Origin of the sequence: Pseudomonas syringae pv. tomato str. DC3000 (assembly GCF_000007805.1) — a bacterium.
GTDB lineage: Bacteria > Pseudomonadota > Gammaproteobacteria > Pseudomonadales > Pseudomonadaceae > Aquipseudomonas > Aquipseudomonas avellanae.
This window is the reverse complement of the sequence record NC_004578.1, coordinates 5,691,456-5,708,114: the sequence shown is the minus strand read 5'-3', so window position 1 is coordinate 5,708,114 and position 16,659 is coordinate 5,691,456. Positions and strand designations below refer to the sequence as shown.

Genomic DNA, 16,659 nt, shown 5'->3' with positions numbered 1-16,659 from the left:
CCTTGCGTGACGCTCCGCGTCACAAATCTGTGCCACGCTGGGGACTCAATATCAGTCCCCAGCTCCTATCGCATCATCCTATCGTCATCAAGCTCGCATTGCCCCCCGCAGCCGCCGTGTTGACGCTCAGTGCCCGTTCGATCACCAGGCGTTCCAGAGGGACGTTGGTTTCGCCGTGGGACAGACCGTTGACGCCGACGATTGCGCCGCTGCGCTGGGCGATCTGTTGGCAGATGGCGCGCAATTGGTCGGAGTCGCCGTGGTGCAGAACAGCGTCGATAGCGACTTCGTCCTTGGCCCAGTCAGGCACCAGCTTGATGCGAGCCTGAACTTCTTTTGGCAGGCGAGCGAAGAGCGGTTTGCTGATGTCGGTTTCCGGCCATACGGCTGAGCTGCCGACAGCCAGTACGGCTGCCAGTTGGGTCAGCAGGTCGTTCTCGTCGTCAGCCAGGCACAGCACGTGTTCGCGTGGCAGAATGGCGTAGCTGTTGCGCTCGCCGGTCGGGCCGGCCAGTTGGCGGGTGATGCCGCTTTGCGATTGCTCGGCGTACTGGCCGCACAGCACATCCAGTTCGGCGTGCTGGCTGCTCGCTGCCCAGGCCTTCAAGGCTTGCAGCGGTTTGCTCATCACTTCGCGCAGACGTGTATCAGGTGCAACCAATGCATCGCCACGCACAAACGATTTTTCGATGGCATCCAGCGGTCGTGTCGACAACAGGCGATACAGGTACAGCGGGCCACCGGCTTTAGGGCCGGTGCCAGACAGGCCTTCGCCGCCAAACGGCTGAACCCCGACCACGGCACCGACGATGTTGCGGTTGACGTAGACGTTACCGGCGTTGACGTTATCGATGACCTTGGCGATGGTTTCGTCGATGCGCGTGTGAACGCCGAGCGTCAGGCCGTAGCCGGATGCATTGATCTGGTCGATCAAAAGGCCGAGCTCCTTGCGCTTGTAGCGCACCACGTGCAGCACCGGGCCGAAGATTTCGCGTTGCAGTTCATCGAAGCTTTCCAGCTCGATCAAGGTTGGCATCACGTAGGTGCCGCGCTTGAGTTCGGCGCTTTCGGCGATGGCAACCTGATAAACCGTGCGGCCCTTGTCGCGCATCGCCTGGATGTGTTTCTCGATGCCGGCCTTGGCCTCGGCATCGATCACCGGCCCGATGTCCACGGACAGGCGTTCCGGGTTGCCCAGACGGCTTTCGGCCATCGCGCCCTTGAGCATTTCAATGACGCGATCGGCCGAATCTTCCTGCAGGCACAGCACGCGCAGTGCCGAGCAACGTTGCCCGGCGCTGTCGAACGCCGAGGACACTACGTCGATGACCACTTGTTCGGTCAGCGCCGAGGAGTCCACGATCATTGCGTTCTGGCCGCCGGTTTCGGCGATTAGTGGGATAGGGCGACCCTGAGAGTCGAGGCGATCGGCGACATTGCGTTGCAGCAGGCGGGCGACTTCGGTGGAGCCGGTGAACATCACGCCCTTGACGCGCTCATCGCCCACCAGCCCGGCCCCGACGGTTTCACCGCGACCGGGCAGCAATTGCACCACGCCTTCCGGGATCCCGGCTTCAAGCAGCAGGCGTACCGCCTGAGCTGCAATCAGCGGCGTCTGCTCGGCGGGTTTGGCCAGTACCGGGTTACCTGCAGCCAATGCAGCCGCCACCTGACCACTGAAGATTGCCAGCGGGAAGTTCCATGGGCTGATGCAGACCACCGGGCCCAAAGGACGGTGCGCATCATTGGTGAAGTCGTTGCGCGCCTGCACTGCGTAGTAGCGCAGGAAGTCCACCGCTTCACGCACTTCGGCGATGGCGTTCGCGAACGTCTTGCCTGCTTCACGGACCAGCAGGCCCATCAGCGGCTGAATCTCGCCTTCCATCAGGTCGGCGGCGCGCTCCAGAATCGCGGCGCGTTCGGCGGGCGGCGTGGCCTGCCAGATCGGGCCGGCGCTCAAGGCGCACTGGATGGCATTATCGACATCCTGCAAGGAGGCTTCCTGCACATGGCCGACCACGTCACGCAGATCCGACGGGTTCAACGCCGCAGCAAGTGTGCCTTCACTGGCCGGGCAGCCGAGCATTGGCGCAGCTTTCCAGTCGTTGTGCGCGGTCGACAGCAGGGCTGAGGACAGCGACGCCAGACGATGTTCGTTGGCCATATCGATGCCGCTGGAGTTGGCGCGCTCGGTGCCATACAGGTCGCGCGGCAGCGGAATACGCGGGTGTGGCAAGCCGAACCCGCCTTCCTGCGTTGCCATGCGTTCGATCTGGTTGACCGGATCGGCGACGAGTTCCTGAATCGAGATCGAATGGTCGGCAATCCGGTTGACGAACGAGGTGTTGGCGCCGTTCTCCAGCAGGCGCCGGACCAGATAGGCCAGCAGCGTTTCGTGAGTGCCAACCGGCGCGTACACGCGGCACGGACGGTTCAGCTTGCCGTCGGCGACTTTGCCAACAACCTGCTCGTAGAGTGGCTCGCCCATGCCGTGCAGGCACTGGAACTCGTACTGGCCGGGGTAATAATTCTGACCGGCAATCTGGTAGATGGCCGCCAGGGTGTGGGCGTTGTGGGTGGCGAACTGCGGATAGATGACTTCCGGTGCGGCCAGCAGTTTGCGGGCGCAGGCGATATAGGAAACGTCGGTGTACACCTTGCGGGTGTAGACCGGATAGCCTTCCAGACCTTCAACCTGCGCACGCTTGATTTCGCTGTCCCAGTACGCGCCTTTTACCAGGCGGATCATCAGGCGATGACGACTGCGCCGAGCCAGATCGATCACGTAGTCGATCACATAAGGGCAGCGCTTCTGGTAAGCCTGAATCACGAAACCGATACCGTTCCAGCCGGTCAGTTGCGGCTCGAAGCACAGGCGCTCAAGCAGATCAAGCGACAGCTCCAGGCGGTCGGCTTCTTCGGCGTCGATGTTCAGGCCGATGTCGTACTGTTTGGCCAGCAGGGTCAGCGACAGCAGGCGCGGGTAGAGCTCGTCCATGACGCGCTCGTACTGAGCGCGGCTGTAGCGCGGATGCAGCGCCGACAGCTTGATGGAAATACCCGGGCCTTCGTAGATGCCGCGACCGTGGGAGGCTTTGCCGATGGAATGAATGGCCTGCTCGTAGGACGCCAGATATTTCTGCGCGTCGTGTTCGGTCAACGCTGCTTCACCCAGCATGTCGTAGGAGTAGCGGAAGCCCTTGGCTTCGAAACGACTGGCATTGGCCAGAGCCTCGCCAATGGTTTCGCCGGTGACGAACTGCTCACCCATCAGGCGCATGGCCATGTCGACGCCCTTGCGGATCATCGGTTCGCCGCGCTTGCCGATGATCCGGCTCAGCGAGGAGGTCAGGCCTGCTTCGTTGTGCGTGGCGACCAGCTTGCCGGTCAGCAGCAGGCCCCAGGTGGCTGCGTTGACGAACAGCGACGGGCTGTTGCCCAGGTGCGGCTGCCAGTTGCCGTTGCTGATCTTGTCGCGAATCAAGGCATCGCGAGTGCCTTTGTCGGGAATACGCAGCAGTGCTTCAGCCAGACACATCAGGGCAACGCCTTCCTGGGAGGACAGCGAAAACTCCTGCAGCAGGCCTTGAACGATGCCTGCGCGCCCGCCCGCGCTTTTTTGATTGCGCAGTTTTTCGGCAATCGACGCGGCGAGCTTGTTGGTCGCTTCGGCGACAGGCGCTGTCAGGCGTGCCTGTTCCAGCAGCATAGGCACCACTTCCTGCTCCGGGCGACGGTAGGCGGAAGTGATCGCCGCACGCAGCACTGACTGCGGCTGAATGCTTTCGGCAAAATCCAGAAAGCATTGCAGGCCTGCATCTTCTGCCAGCTCACCACGGTCTTCGCTGTCTTTGCCTGTCGCGCCGTTCAGCTCAAGCAAGGTTGCACCACTTTCCAGCTTTTCCAGGTAATTGAAAATCGCCTGCTTGATCAACCAGTGCGGCGTGCGGTCGATCGAATGGGCGGCGGCTTTCAATCGCTCGCGGGTAGGGTCGTCGAGCTTGACGCCCAAAGTGGTGGTGGCCATGTATTGTCCTCATTGTAGCCACTGCAAGTGTGGCGTCGGCTTTCACGCAGATTAGCGTCGAGGCGGGGGTGGGTGCAACCGAGTGCAACCCGTTTTCGAGAATATTTTGTGACATTTCTGTCAGGCAGTCAGATGAGCACCTGCTGTGCCCGGTGATGGTGCGCAATTTTTTGTAACTTATATCGAAAACGCACTAAAGGGGCGCGAAAACGCACAACTGTGTATTTTTTGTAACAGGTGCAACTCATGAGGTGAAATGGGTTGCACCCTGTGCGCTTTGTTTAATAGGATTCGCCCCTGCGGAGCAACCGCCAGTCATTGATTGCCGTACCTCACGGAGCGGTCAGTCAGCGCGGTGTCGGGTGCAAAGGCGCGTATGCACTGATAAGTCGGTCGCTACCCCCTTTTGGCATCGGGTGCCAACATAAAAACAATGCCAAGGCAGAACTCATGAGTGTCAGCAACCCTACCTTGATCACGTTCGTGATCTACATCGCGGCAATGGTATTGATCGGCCTGATGGCGTATCGCTCCACCAACAACCTGTCGGATTACATCCTTGGCGGACGTAGCCTGGGCAGTGTGGTCACTGCTCTTTCGGCGGGCGCCTCGGACATGAGCGGCTGGCTGCTGATGGGTTTGCCGGGGGCTATCTACATGTCCGGCCTGTCGGAAAGCTGGATCGCCATCGGTCTGATCATCGGTGCGTACCTGAACTGGCTGTTCGTCGCCGGCCGTCTGCGCGTGCAGACCGAGCACAACGGTGATGCGCTGACCCTGCCGGATTACTTCAGCAGCCGTTTTGAAGACAACAGCGGCCTGCTGCGCATCATTTCGGCCATCGTGATTCTGGTGTTCTTCACCATTTATTGCGCCTCTGGCATCGTTGCGGGCGCGCGTCTGTTTGAAAGCACCTTCGGCATGTCCTACGAAACCGCCCTGTGGGCCGGCGCTGCGGCGACCATCGCCTACACCTTCGTCGGTGGTTTTCTGGCTGTGAGCTGGACAGACACCGTGCAGGCCACGCTGATGATCTTCGCCCTCATCCTGACGCCGATCATCGTTCTGCTGGCGACCGGCGGGGTCGACACGACCTTCCTGGCGATTGAAGCGAAAGACCCGACCAGCTTCGACATGTTCAAGAACACCACATTCATCGGCATCATTTCCCTGCTCGGCTGGGGCCTGGGTTATTTCGGTCAGCCGCATATCCTGGCGCGCTTCATGGCGGCGGATTCGGTCAAGTCGATTGCCAGCGCCCGACGCATTTCTATGGCCTGGATGATCCTGTGCCTGGGCGGCACCGTGGCGGTCGGCTTCTTCGGCATCGCTTATTTCTCCGCGCACCCGGAGGTCGCCGGGCCGGTTACCGAGAACCCGGAGCGGGTGTTCATCGAGCTGGCCAAGCTGCTGTTCAATCCATGGGTTGCCGGTGTGCTGTTGTCGGCCATTCTGGCTGCGGTGATGAGTACGCTGAGCTGCCAGTTGCTGGTGTGTTCCAGTGCGCTGACCGAAGACTTCTACAAGGCTTATCTGCGCAAGGGTGCTTCACAGCTTGAGCTGGTATGGGTCGGCCGCGCGATGGTGCTGCTGATCGCGATCATCGCCATTTTGCTGGCTGCCAACCCCGAGAACCGCGTGCTGGGTCTGGTGAGCTACGCCTGGGCGGGCTTCGGCGCAGCATTTGGTCCTGTGGTACTGATTTCCGTGCTGTGGAAGGGCATGACCCGTAACGGCGCGTTGGCCGGTGTGATGGTCGGTGCAGCCACCGTGGTGCTCTGGAAGCAATTCAGCACCATGGGCCTGTATGAAATTATCCCCGGTTTCATTCTTGCCAGCATTGCCATCGTGGTGTTCAGTCTGATTGGTACACCGGCATCGGCTTCGATGAAAGCGCGCTTTCTGGCAGCCGAGCAAGAGTTCAAAGCCAACCGTTGATCACGCGCTGTTTGAATAACGGCTGAAATAAAAGCGGCCCGCACTTCCTGTGAAGTGCGGGCCGTTTTTTTTGCTTAAGCGGTGCCTGCGCGCCATTCAGCTTTTGTTGTGATCGATATCAAGGTTATAGAACGTGGCCTTGCCGCCCTCCGAGGTGTACCCGGTATTGTCCTGGGTATAAACACCTGCCTTGAAGTACAGCGGCTTGTCGCGCCAGGTCTTGCTGATGCTCTTGCTCCAGTCGGTGTCGTTGATGCTGACCGTCAATTTGCCGCCCTTGCTCAGGTGAATGACGTAATTGAAGGTCTGATTCAGCTTCACACCTTCGACTATCGTATAGACCTTGCTGTCGTCGTCATCATAACGATTGCGAACTTTCGCAACGATGTCGCCAGTCTTGGTGTCTTCCTTGTACTGGTACTCGACTTTCAGAAGCGGTTCGGTGCTTTCGTAGGCGTGGATCTGGCCGATCACGATCTTGCCCGACGAAGGTACCTGATCGACTTCCAGTTTGGCGTTCAGGTAATTGTCCGCATCCGGGTACACCCAGTTACGCAGCGTGCCGTCGGACCATGTTTCCCGTAACTCGCTGCGTGAATACTTGGCGTTTTCGGTCTTGGTCCCGGTTACCGGTGACCAGAACACAATGGAGTCCGATTTGGATTTGAAGTATTTGCCGTCATAACCTTTCACAAGCTGAGCGGTTGTAATGGTCTTGGGGGGTGAGCCCACTGGAATGCTGAGTTGGTACGATCCGAGATCGATCATTGCTTATCCTTCCGCGCATGTTTTTTTGCTACCAAGGGGGGCCTCTAGCGAGAGGGTTTGAGGGCGTTTTATACGGATTGTAGGGCAATTTGTTAATGGAAAGTTGTCGAACCAATGACGTCAAAGTGCTGTCACTTTTCCTGCAGGGCAGGCCCTGTAAGGCGTGCAGAGAATGACCGTTAGTCGGTTAGATCGAACTTTGAGGGTAGGGAAGAGGTGCCTTGCTTCTGCTTTTGGCGAGACGGGGCTAGAGTTATTCCAAAGTATGACGGTCATCCTGAAACCCAGGCGTCATGCCCACACAGAGAAGCAGCATGGAACGCGTGCCAACCCAACCTCATGATGGCTCTTCGGTTTTACTGGTAGTAGACGATTACCCGGAAAATCTGGTGACGATGTGCGCCGTTCTGCAAAGAACGGACTGGCACATCGTGACTGCAAGCTCAGGAATCGAAGCACTGACAGTGCTTCTGGAACAGGAAGTCGACCTGGTTCTGCTGGATGTGCAGATGCCGGGTATGGACGGTTTCGAGGTTGCACGCCTGATGCGTGGCAGCCAGCGTACCCGTCTTACGCCGATCATTTTTCTCACGGCCAATGAGCAGACTCAGGATGCCGTGCAGAAGGGCTATGCCAACGGTGCGACGGATTACCTGTTCAAGCCCTTCGACCCCAATGTACTCAAGCCCAAGGTGCAGACCCTGCTTGAGCAGCAGCGCAACCGTCGTGCGCTGCAACAATTATCGATGGAGCTGGAATCGGCTCGTGCATTCAACGCGTCAGTGCTGGCCAACGTGGCCGAAGGCATTCTGGTGGTCGATGAAGCGGGCAATATCAGCTTCGCCAACCCGGCCATCTGCCAGTTGTTGAACGCCTCGGTCGATCAATTGCGCGGAACGCAGGTGCTCGACTATGTCATCGAGCCGCAAGTCAGCAGTTGGCTGGAGTCGGGTTTCTACCAGCACTATCGCAAGGCCGACACTTATCGCGTACACGACGCCATCCTGCGTACCGCACAGGGTTCGCAATTACCGGTGGCGCTGTCATGCGCGGCGCTGCCTGCCGAACAGAAGGCGATGGTGTTGACGGTGCTCGACATGTCGGTGGTGCGTGATCTTTATCAGCAACTGGAAAAGCAGGCGGTTACCGATGCCTTGACCGGTTTGCTCAACCGGCGCGGGCTGTATCAGGCGGTTGAAAGCATGCTGTTGCGCAACGAGCGTGCAGACAAATACCTGGTCGTGCTGTTCATGGACCTGGACGGCTTCAAGCAGATCAATGATGCCCTGGGCCATGATGCCGGCGATCAGGTGTTGCTCTGGGTCGCCGAGCAGTTCAAGGACAGCATGCGGCCCTATGACGTACTGGCGCGTATCGGTGGCGACGAATTCACTGTGGTGATCGACGGGCTTGATTACCCCGAACAGGCGGCCAAAATCGCCGAAAAGCTCATTGAACGTGTGTCCGGGCGGCGGCAAGTCAACGGTGTCGACATCACCCTTGGCGCCAGTGTCGGGATTGCCACCTTCCCCGATTGCGGCTCGAATCTGGACGGTTTGTTACGTGCGGCAGATATCGCCATGTACGAAGCCAAGCGTGCCGGGCGTCAGCAATACCGGTTCTACGACCAGAACATGAACGGCCGCGCCCGCTCCAGGTTGATGCTTGAAGAGAGTGTGCGCACGGCCATCGACGGCAAGGACTTTTCGGTGGTGTATCAGCCGCAGATCCACGTCGGCGACGGTCGGCTGCGCGGTTTCGAGGCGCTGTTGCGCTGGCAGCACCCGGCGGTGGGCGAAGTGCCTCCGGCGTTGTTCATTCCCTTGCTCGAAGAAACCCGACTGATTAACCGGCTGGGTGGCTGGATCTTCGATCAGGGCGCCGAGCAGCGTCAGGCATGGAACGGCGTGTTTGCCCCTGATGTGGTGCTGAGCGTGTGCGTCAGCCCCACACAGTTCTGCATGCCCAATCTGGCGTCCGAACTCAAGCGTGCTATGGATCGCTTCGGGTTGAAACCAGGGCAGATTGAGGTGGAAATCACCGAAGGCTCGCTGGTGCACAACCTCACGCACAGCCACAAGCAACTGAAGTTGCTGCATGAAGTCGGTGTGCGCATTGCACTGGACGACTTCGGAACGGGTGAGTGTTCGCTGTCGCACCTGCGCAATCTTCAGCTTGATACGTTGAAGCTGGACAGGCGTTTTGTGGCCAACATCGTGGAGTCCAGGCGAGAGGCGGCAATGGCCAGAAGCATCATCGATTTGAGTCGCAACCTCGATATGCTGGTCATCGCCGAGGGCGTCGAAACCATCGAGCAATATCAGTGGCTGGCCGATAACGGCTGCCAGGTCATGCAGGGCTTTCTGATCGCTCATCCGATGGTGGCGGAAGAAGCCTTACACTTTCCAGCGCACTTTGAGCCGGCAGGCTTGAAGAAGGGTGGTTTGCTGTAGAATGGCGTCTTTCGATTTAATGCCAAGGCCCCATGACTGCATCCAGCCAGGCTCCACTCAAATACCTGCAGGCCTACCCGCAGGCGCTGCAGGATCAGGTGCATCAACTGATCGCACAGGATCGCCTGGCCGATTACCTGCAACAGCGTTACCCTGCGGGCCATCAGATTCAGAGTGACAAGGCTCTTTACGCTTACGCACTGGCCCTCAAGCAGGACCATCTGCGCAACGCGCCAGCCATCAAAAAGGTCCTGTTCGATAACCGCCTGGACCTCACCCACCGCGCGCTCGGGCTGCACACCAAGATATCCCGAGTGCAGGGCGGCAAGCTCAAGGCCAGTAACGAGATCCGCGTGGCGGCCTTGTTCAAGGAAGCCCCGGCAGAATTTCTGAAGATGATCGTGGTTCACGAACTGGCGCACTTTCGCGAGTCGGACCACAACAAGGCGTTCTACCAACTGTGCGAGCACATGCTGCCCGGCTATCACCAGCTGGAATTCGACCTGCGCGTTTATCTGACCTATAACGAGCTGCGAGCTTCAAGCGGCAAGTTTTGAGCTGCAAGCTACGGGCTTGTAGCCGGGCGTTGAATGCATTTAAAAAGGATTCATTGATGGAGATCAGCAAGACCAAAAGCAGCTTCTATCGTCGCCTGTATGTGGCGTACCTGATTGATTCAAAGCTCGCCTGCAGCGTACCGGAACTGACCGCAGTAACCGGCATGCCCCGCCGCACCGCGCAGGACACCATCAGTGCGCTCGCCGACCTGAACATTGAGTGTGAATTCGAACAGCAGGAAGGTGCCCGCAATCACGCAGGCGCTTATCGCATTCGCGACTGGGGCGCCATTGACAAGACCTGGATCGCCCGCAACCTGACCGGCATCAAAGACGTGCTCGGGTATCCCTGAGGAGCCGCTGTGAAAGGGCGTAAAGCAAGGCTTGCAGCTGAAAGCTTGCAACGGCCCCTACTCCAGATCGCGGCGCATGCCGATGTGCGGGATGTCGTCTTCCAGATAGACTTCGCCCACCGGGTTGAAGCCATAACGGCTGTAGTAGCCCTGCAAGTGCGCCTGAGCCGATAGATAGATCGGTTGGTCGGGCCATTTGCGCTCGGCGTTTTCCAGTGCCTGAACCATCAGCTCGTGGCCAATGCCTCTGCTGCGTATCGAAGGCGCGGTCACAACCCGGCCAATGGTCACATCACCACCCTGCTGAATCGGGTCCAGCAAGCGCAGGTAAGCAACCAGTTTGTCTTCCTGCCAGGCCATCAGGTGGCAGGTATCGCCTGTCAGGTCCTGTCCGTCCACGTCCAGATATACGCATTGCTGCTCAACCACAAACACCTCGGCACGCAATTGCAGTACGGCGTAGAGCTGCTGGATGCTCAGCTCGGTGTGATGTTTGCAGATCCAATTGATAGACATGTCGCAGACTCGCAGGGAAACCAGAAGCGAAGTCTAAACGTATCCAGCGACATTCCCAATAAACCCTGTCAACGAAGTGTGTGGCGTTGCAGAACGTGTTCACCTCGCCAGTTGTCTACCGCCGGCTTCAGGTCTTCAATTAAAAGCAGCGGGCACTCTAATGCGTCGCGGTTTTGCTGCCGATAGGATTGCATCGGGCATACCGCTCTTTTCAGGAACCTGAGCATGTCGCAGTGGCTTCGAGCGGTTGGGTTGCTGGTCTTTCTGCTGATGGCAAACGCCACTGCAGCCGAAAAGTTGCGTCTTGTCGCTGACCCCTGGCCTCCGTTCACCGATGCGCTGCTGCTCAATGGCGGGCTGGCGACCGATATCGTCAACACGGCGTTGAAGCGCGCCGGGTACACGACCCTCTACGAACAGGTGCCTTGGGCACGAGCGCTGCTGGGGTTGAGCGAGGGGCGTCACGATGTACTCATCAATGCGTGGTTCAGCGAAGATCGCAAAAAAATAGGCCAGTTTTCTGCCGAATACTTGCTCAATCGTATTCGCTTCATCAAGCGCAAAGAGTCGCCCATCGACGCTCTGACTCACGAGCAACTGCACCATTACCTGATCGCCGTTGTGCGCGGCTATGCCTATTCGCCCGCATTCGACAGCGACGTTCTGCTCAAAAAGGTCCCGGTTCAGAACTTCTCCACGGCAGTGCGCATGCTCGCTGCTGAACGCGTGGACCTGACCCTGGAGGATGAATACGTGGCGCGCTACAACCTTGCGCTGGAGGCCAACGAGGTTCGTGCTCGTGTCGAGTTTCTACCGGGCTCGTTGAGCGAAAACAGCCTGCATATTCTGGTCAGCCTGAAAAACCCCCATCACGCAAAGATCGTCGCCGACTTCGACCGGGAAATTGCCGCCATGAAAGCCGACGGCACCTATGAAGAACTGCTCAGACTGCACGGTCTGCAAGGGCCTCCGGAGCTTTGATCAGGTGAGCGGCGAGGGTGCGCAGCGGCGCCAGTTGACGGCAGATCAAGGCCAGTTGGGCCTGTACCAGACGCTGGCTTTCGTCCATCTCTTCGGGGAGCTGTTCCAGCTGAGTGGCCAGCGCTTCCTCGACGTCGCTTTGCACGGCGACAGACTTCTTGTCGGCCAGTCCTGCGGCAATTTCGTCAATACTGGCTGCCAGTGAGGTGCCCACGTTATCGATCAGGTGCTCGCGGACATCGCTCGGCAATTGAGTATCGCGGTGGGCACCGAGGCCCGACAGGTAGCTCAGCAGCGTGTGTGACAGCACCAGAAAGCGGAAACCGACGTCTGCCTCCTTGCGGAAGTGACCGGGCTCCATGAGCATGTTGGCCAGGGTGGTGGACAGCGCGGCATCGGCATTGTGCGCGTTGCGCCTGGCCAGTCGGTAGGCCAGATCGTCACTTTTGCCCTTGGCGTATTGCTGCATGATCTGCCGCAAATACACGCTGTTGCAGGTCAGGGTATTGGCCAGCACCTTGTTCAGGCGTCGTCCCTGCCAGTCGGGCAGGAACAGGAACACTGCGAGCCCGGCGATCAGGCTGCCCAGCAAGGTGTCGAACAAGCGTGGCAGGAACAACCCGTAGCCGTCGCCGACCTGATTGAAGCAGAACAGCACCATGACCGTGATGGCGGCGGTCGAAAGCGTATAGCGGGTAGTGCGGTTAACGAAGAACACCACGCCAGCCAGCACCGCGCACATCGACTGCAGAATCGGGCTGGTGACCAGATCGAACAGCACCCAGCCGACGGTCAGGCCGATGGCCGTGCCGATGATCCGCTGACCTAGCTTGCGCCGGGTGGCGCCATAACTGGGCTGGCAGACAAAAACCGTGGTCAGGATGATCCAGTAGCCTTGCGACGGGTGAATCAGGTGCACCATCGCGTACCCGATGGTCAGCGCCAGCGGCAGGCGCAGTGCATGGCGGAACAGCAGCGAGGTCGGGGTCATCTGCAAACGCAGGCGCGTCCAGACGTCCTTGAGGTTGCGCGGCGAACGGTCGAGCAGGCTGCTGTCGGTGGCGTCGGCCACGGCGTCGGGGTTGCTGGCGTCGCTGATCAGGCGATCCAGCGTGCCGAGGTTGGCGGCCAGTGCACGCAGCGAGCGCAACAGGCCGCGCCATGCCGGGTTGCTCTGGATGCGCAGGTGCTCAAGCGAGGCCTGCAGGTCTTCCATGGCTTCTGCGAAGCTCGGGTCGTACACGAACGGCTGACGCAGCTGGATGGACTCTGACAGCGCCTGACAGGCAACGCCTTGCTGACGCAGCAGTCGCTGACAGCGGAACAGCACATCGCTATGGAAGAACGCGTCGGCCAGCGAGTTGTAAGGGTAGTGCGATGAGCTGGCGCGCTCGTGGATGTCCTGAGCGATGAAATACAGTTTCAGGTAGCGGCTGACTTTCGAGCCGGGCCGACCACTGCCAACGCGGTGCAGAATGATTTCTTTGGTGGAGTTCAACGCCGCAACAACACGACCGTTCTGCTGCGCCAGTTCCAGGCGGCGGGCCTCCACATTGAGGGTGCGAATCGGCTCGAACAGCGTCGATTTGAGTTTCAGGTACTGCCCCAGTTCGCGGAACAACCGCGCCAGCGCCTGCTGCACCGGCTGGTTGGAAAACAGCATTTGCCACAGCACCGACAACAGGCCGTACCACGCGGCGCCTGCCACCAGCAGCATCGGCTCGTGCCAGAAGTCCAGCACCTCACCGCCGCGCTGATCGACGCCGATCATGGTGTAGACCGAGAGAATCAGCGTGCCGTAGGCAATCGCGCCATAGCGCTCGCCCAGCGCGCCAAGCATGGTCAGGCAGAAGCTGGCCAGCGCCAGAGAGCAGACGAACAGCCAGGGGTAGGGGAACAGCAGCTCTACAGCGAGTGCGGCGATGCTGAAGCACACCAGGGTCACGGCCAGTGCATTGAGCCGGCCTTGCCAACTGTCATCGGTCTCGGCCAGGGCGCTGGCGATAATCCCCAGGAACAGCGGGATCAGCAGGGCCATCTCGTTTTGATACCAGCACAGCGCCATGCTGCCGGTCAGTGCGATAAAAACCCGAACGCTATAGCTGAATTTATCCAGCGCCCACAATCGACGGAGAGTATGACGGAGAGATTTCGATGCCATGGATAAGCTGACGGCCCTGTTCGCAATTGATCGATCGTGCAGAAGGATATGTACAGGCCAAACGGCTGGCTGTACATCCGCTTCGCACGATTTGTACCGGTCTGCGGTGTTGCGATGTTAGTTCAAAACGTTACGTCAGGCGTATTGCGCTGCTGCATAGGCCGACGCCCAGGCCCACTGGAAATTGAAACCGCCCAGATGACCGCTCACGTCCAGCACTTCGCCCACAAAATAGAGGCCGGGTGATTTCAGTGATTCCATGGTCTTGGACGACACTTCACGGGTATCGATGCCACCCAGCGTTACTTCGGCGGTGCGATAGCCTTCGGTGCCTGCCGGGACCACCTTCCAGCTCGCCAGTTTTTCAGCGATGTCGGCCAGTTCAGCGTGGGTGTATTGCTTCATGGGCCTGGAAACGAACCAGTGTTCGGCGATCAGGTTGGCCATCTTCTTGGTGAAGATTTCCCCCAGTAGGGTTTTCAGCTCGCTGTTCGGGCGTTCGGCCTGTTGTTGCGTAAGCCAGGCGGGCACGTCGTGGTCGGGCAGCAGGTTGATTTCGACGGTGTCGCCGGGCTGCCAGAACGAGGATATCTGCAGAATCGCCGGGCCACTGAGGCCACGGTGCGTGAACAGGATGTTTTCGCGAAAGCTGGTGTCGTGGCAGCTGACCAGACAATCCACCGAGGTGCCGGACAGCTCGGTGCACAGCTCCTTGAGCTGATCGGTGATGGTGAACGGCACCAGCCCTGCGCGGGTGGGCAGCAGCGTGTGGCCGAACTGCTTGCCGACCTGATAGCCGAAGCCGGTGGCGCCCAGCGTCGGGATCGACAGCCCGCCTGTGGCGATGACCAGCGACTCGCAGCTCAGCGTACCCAGCGTGGTGTGCAGGCTGTAGCCGGATTCGGTTTTGTCGATCTGCTGCACGGAAGTGTCCATGTGCAGACTGACACCGGCCTGACGGCATTCCTCAAGCAGCATTTCCAGAATGTCACTGGACTTGTTGTCACAGAACAGCTGGCCGAGTTTCTTCTCGTGATACGGCACGCCATGTTTGGCGACCAGCGCGATGAAATCCCACTGGGTGTAGCGGGCCAGGGCCGATTTGCAGAAGTGCGAATTCTGCGACAGGAAATTGGCCGGCTCGGTGTACATGTTGGTGAAGTTGCAGCGCCCGCCACCGGACATGAGAATCTTCTTGCCGGGTTTGTTGGCGTGATCGATCAACATCACCTTGCGCCCGCGAGCGGCAGCGGTGAACGCGCACATCAAACCTGCGGCGCCAGCGCCAATGATTACAACGTCAGTAACGGGCACAGCGTGTTTCCTCGATCTGTAGGTCGCGATCGTTCCCACGCTCCGCATGGGAATGCCTCTCGTGACGCTCTGCGTCACCTATCTGCGCCGCACCAACTATTCAAAATCGGACGCAGGGCGTCCAGAACTGCGTCCCCACGCGGGGCGTGGGGACGATAATCCAGCTAACGACTATTTCAGAGGATTCGTACGCGCAGCGATTTGCCTTTGATCTTGCCGTTGTTCAGTCGCTCCAGCGCCTGTTTGGCCATGCTGCGTTCGACGGCGACGTAGGCCTGAAAGTCGAAGATTGCGATCTTGCCGACCTGGGTGCCCGCAATACCCGCTTCGCCGGTCAGTGCGCCGAGGATGTCGCCCGGACGCAGTTTGTCCTTGCGCCCGGAACCGATGCACAGCGTGGTCATGGCGGGCAGCAGCTTGCCGCCTTCCTTGATGCTCAGGCTGTCGTACTGCTGCCAGTTCAACGGGGCTTTCTGCAATTCTTCGATGGCGCGGGCGCGCTGGCTTTCCGACGGTGCCACGAGGCTTACCGCGATGCCTGTCTCGCCTGCGCGACCGGTACGGCCTACACGGTGAATGTGGATTTCCGAATCGCGGGCCAGTTCGACGTTGAGCACCATATCCAGTGCATCGATGTCCAGACCGCGCGCGGCTACGTCGGTGGCGACCAGTACCGAAGTACTGCGGTTGGCGAACATCGCCAGCACCTGATCACGGTCACGCTGTTCCAGATCGCCATGCAGGCCGACCGCAGACATGCCTTTGGCGGTCAGGTGGTCGACCACTTCCTGAACCTGCTGCTTGGTGAAACAGAACGCGACGCAGGACGTTGGACGGAAATGGCCGAGTACCTTGACCACGGCTTCCAGGCGCTGCTCGGGGGAGATCTCGTAGAAAATCTGCTCGATCTGGCTGTCGGCGTGCAGCGCTTCGACTTTGACAGTCTGTGGATCGCGCATGAACTTCGACGACAGTTGCTTGATACCGACCGGGTAAGTGGCCGAAAACAGCAGGGTTTGGCGGCGCTGCGGGGTCTGCTCGATGATATCGGCGATGGAATCGTAGAAACCCATGTCCAGCATGCGATCGGCTTCATCGAGAATCAGCGTGTTCAGGCCGTCAAGCACCAGCGAGCCTTTGCGCAAATGCTGCTGAATGCGGCCTGGCGTGCCAACGATGATGTGCGCGCCGTGCTCCAGCGAGCCGATCTGCGGGCCAAAAGACACACCGCCGCAAAGGGTCAGCACTTTGATGTTGTCTTCCGAGCGGGCCAGACGACGGATTTCCTTGGCCACCTGATCCGCCAGCTCGCGGGTCGGGCACATGACCAGTGCCTGGCAGCCGAAGAAGCGCGGGTTGATCGGGTTGAGCAGGCCGATGCCGAACGCAGCGGTCTTGCCGCTACCGGTCTTGGCTTGCGCGATCAGGTCCATGCCCTTGAGGATCACCGGCAGGCTCTGCGCCTGAATCGGCGTCATTTCGGCATAACCAAGCGACTCCAGGTTAGCCAGCATGGCAGCAGACAGAGGCAGAGAATTGAAAGCGGTGTTAGTCACGACGGTGGACCTGCAAAACAAAAATGTCGCGCAGT

The 16,659-nt window shown here is 59.4% G+C and carries 11 protein-coding genes; 5 read left to right on the top strand and 6 right to left on the bottom strand.

Annotation, left to right across the window (positions count from 1 at the left end; all coding sequences use genetic code 11):
- Nucleotides 1-73: 73 nt before the first annotated feature.
- The gene (putA, locus tag PSPTO_RS25945; protein ID WP_011105271.1) at nucleotides 74-4,027 is read right to left on the bottom strand and encodes a trifunctional transcriptional regulator/proline dehydrogenase/L-glutamate gamma-semialdehyde dehydrogenase; all 3,954 of its coding nucleotides are present in this window, start codon (nucleotides 4,025-4,027) and stop codon (nucleotides 74-76) included.
- Nucleotides 4,028-4,477: 450 nt separating this feature from the next.
- Here putA and putP point away from each other — a divergent pair, with 450 nt between their 5' ends.
- Nucleotides 4,478-5,965 (top strand): sodium/proline symporter PutP, encoded by a 1,488-nt coding sequence (gene putP / locus PSPTO_RS25940; protein WP_005762940.1) that lies wholly within the window; start codon nucleotides 4,478-4,480, stop codon nucleotides 5,963-5,965.
- 96 nt (nucleotides 5,966-6,061) lie between these two features.
- Here putP and PSPTO_RS25935 read toward each other — a convergent pair whose 3' ends face one another.
- A complete protein-coding gene (locus PSPTO_RS25935) occupies nucleotides 6,062-6,733 on the bottom strand; it encodes a polysaccharide lyase family 7 protein (RefSeq protein WP_005762942.1) in 672 nt (223 codons plus the stop codon).
- Nucleotides 6,734-7,047: 314 nt separating this feature from the next.
- On the opposite strand from PSPTO_RS25935, the gene PSPTO_RS25930 reads away from it, so the two are divergent.
- The 3 genes from PSPTO_RS25930 to PSPTO_RS25920 are packed head-to-tail and all read left to right on the top strand — an operon-like array spanning nucleotide 7,048 to nucleotide 10,096.
- Nucleotides 7,048-9,186 carry a two-component system response regulator gene (locus PSPTO_RS25930; protein WP_005762944.1) on the top strand — a complete coding sequence of 713 codons (2,139 nt, stop codon included), beginning with the start codon at nucleotides 7,048-7,050 and terminating at the stop codon, nucleotides 9,184-9,186.
- Between the two features lie 32 nt (nucleotides 9,187-9,218).
- Nucleotides 9,219-9,743 carry a M48 metallopeptidase family protein gene (locus PSPTO_RS25925; RefSeq protein WP_007244569.1) on the top strand — a complete coding sequence of 175 codons (525 nt, stop codon included), beginning with the start codon at nucleotides 9,219-9,221 and terminating at the stop codon, nucleotides 9,741-9,743.
- Between the two features lie 56 nt (nucleotides 9,744-9,799).
- Nucleotides 9,800-10,096: a winged helix-turn-helix domain-containing protein gene (locus PSPTO_RS25920; RefSeq protein ID WP_005762949.1), complete on the top strand. Its 297-nt coding sequence runs from the start codon at nucleotides 9,800-9,802 to the stop codon at nucleotides 10,094-10,096.
- 57 nt (nucleotides 10,097-10,153) lie between these two features.
- Here PSPTO_RS25920 and PSPTO_RS25915 read toward each other — a convergent pair whose 3' ends face one another.
- Nucleotides 10,154-10,612, bottom strand: coding sequence for a GNAT family N-acetyltransferase (locus tag PSPTO_RS25915; RefSeq protein WP_005620970.1), 459 nt, complete (start codon nucleotides 10,610-10,612; stop codon nucleotides 10,154-10,156).
- 225 nt (nucleotides 10,613-10,837) lie between these two features.
- Here PSPTO_RS25915 and PSPTO_RS25910 point away from each other — a divergent pair, with 225 nt between their 5' ends.
- Nucleotides 10,838-11,593 (top strand): substrate-binding periplasmic protein, encoded by a 756-nt coding sequence (locus PSPTO_RS25910; RefSeq protein WP_005762952.1) that lies wholly within the window; start codon nucleotides 10,838-10,840, stop codon nucleotides 11,591-11,593.
- Here the strand turns inward: PSPTO_RS25910 and yccS are convergent.
- The 3 genes from yccS to dbpA all read right to left on the bottom strand — a co-directional run bounded on the left by yccS (nucleotide 11,556) and on the right by dbpA (nucleotide 16,624).
- Entirely contained in the window at nucleotides 11,556-13,754 is a 2,199-nt protein-coding gene (gene yccS / locus PSPTO_RS25905; RefSeq protein ID WP_007244571.1) for a YccS family putative transporter, read from the bottom strand. The genes PSPTO_RS25910 and yccS overlap by 38 nt on opposite strands.
- A 135-nt stretch (nucleotides 13,755-13,889) precedes the next feature.
- A complete protein-coding gene (locus tag PSPTO_RS25900) occupies nucleotides 13,890-15,068 on the bottom strand; it encodes an NAD(P)/FAD-dependent oxidoreductase (protein WP_005762954.1) in 1,179 nt (392 codons plus the stop codon).
- 176 nt (nucleotides 15,069-15,244) lie between these two features.
- A complete protein-coding gene (gene dbpA, locus PSPTO_RS25890; protein ID WP_005762956.1) occupies nucleotides 15,245-16,624 on the bottom strand; it encodes an ATP-dependent RNA helicase DbpA in 1,380 nt (459 codons plus the stop codon).
- Nucleotides 16,625-16,659 lie beyond the last annotated feature (35 nt).

Bases quoted from the DNA above. Each gene is read 5' to 3' on its own strand.
- PSPTO_RS25925 (WP_007244569.1), top strand. From the start codon at position 9,219: ATGACTGCATCCAGCCAGGCTCCACTCAAATACCTGCAGGCCTACCCG.
- putA (WP_011105271.1), bottom strand. From the start codon at position 4,027: ATGGCCACCACCACTTTGGGCGTCAAGCTCGACGACCCTACCCGCGAG.
- PSPTO_RS25910 (WP_005762952.1), top strand. From the start codon at position 10,838: ATGTCGCAGTGGCTTCGAGCGGTTGGGTTGCTGGTCTTTCTGCTGATG.
- PSPTO_RS25930 (WP_005762944.1), top strand. From the start codon at position 7,048: ATGGAACGCGTGCCAACCCAACCTCATGATGGCTCTTCGGTTTTACTG.
- PSPTO_RS25920 (WP_005762949.1), top strand. From the start codon at position 9,800: ATGGAGATCAGCAAGACCAAAAGCAGCTTCTATCGTCGCCTGTATGTG.
- PSPTO_RS25915 (WP_005620970.1), bottom strand. From the start codon at position 10,612: ATGTCTATCAATTGGATCTGCAAACATCACACCGAGCTGAGCATCCAG.
- putP (WP_005762940.1), top strand. From the start codon at position 4,478: ATGAGTGTCAGCAACCCTACCTTGATCACGTTCGTGATCTACATCGCG.
- yccS (WP_007244571.1), bottom strand. From the start codon at position 13,754: ATGGCATCGAAATCTCTCCGTCATACTCTCCGTCGATTGTGGGCGCTG.
- PSPTO_RS25935 (WP_005762942.1), bottom strand. From the start codon at position 6,733: ATGATCGATCTCGGATCGTACCAACTCAGCATTCCAGTGGGCTCACCC.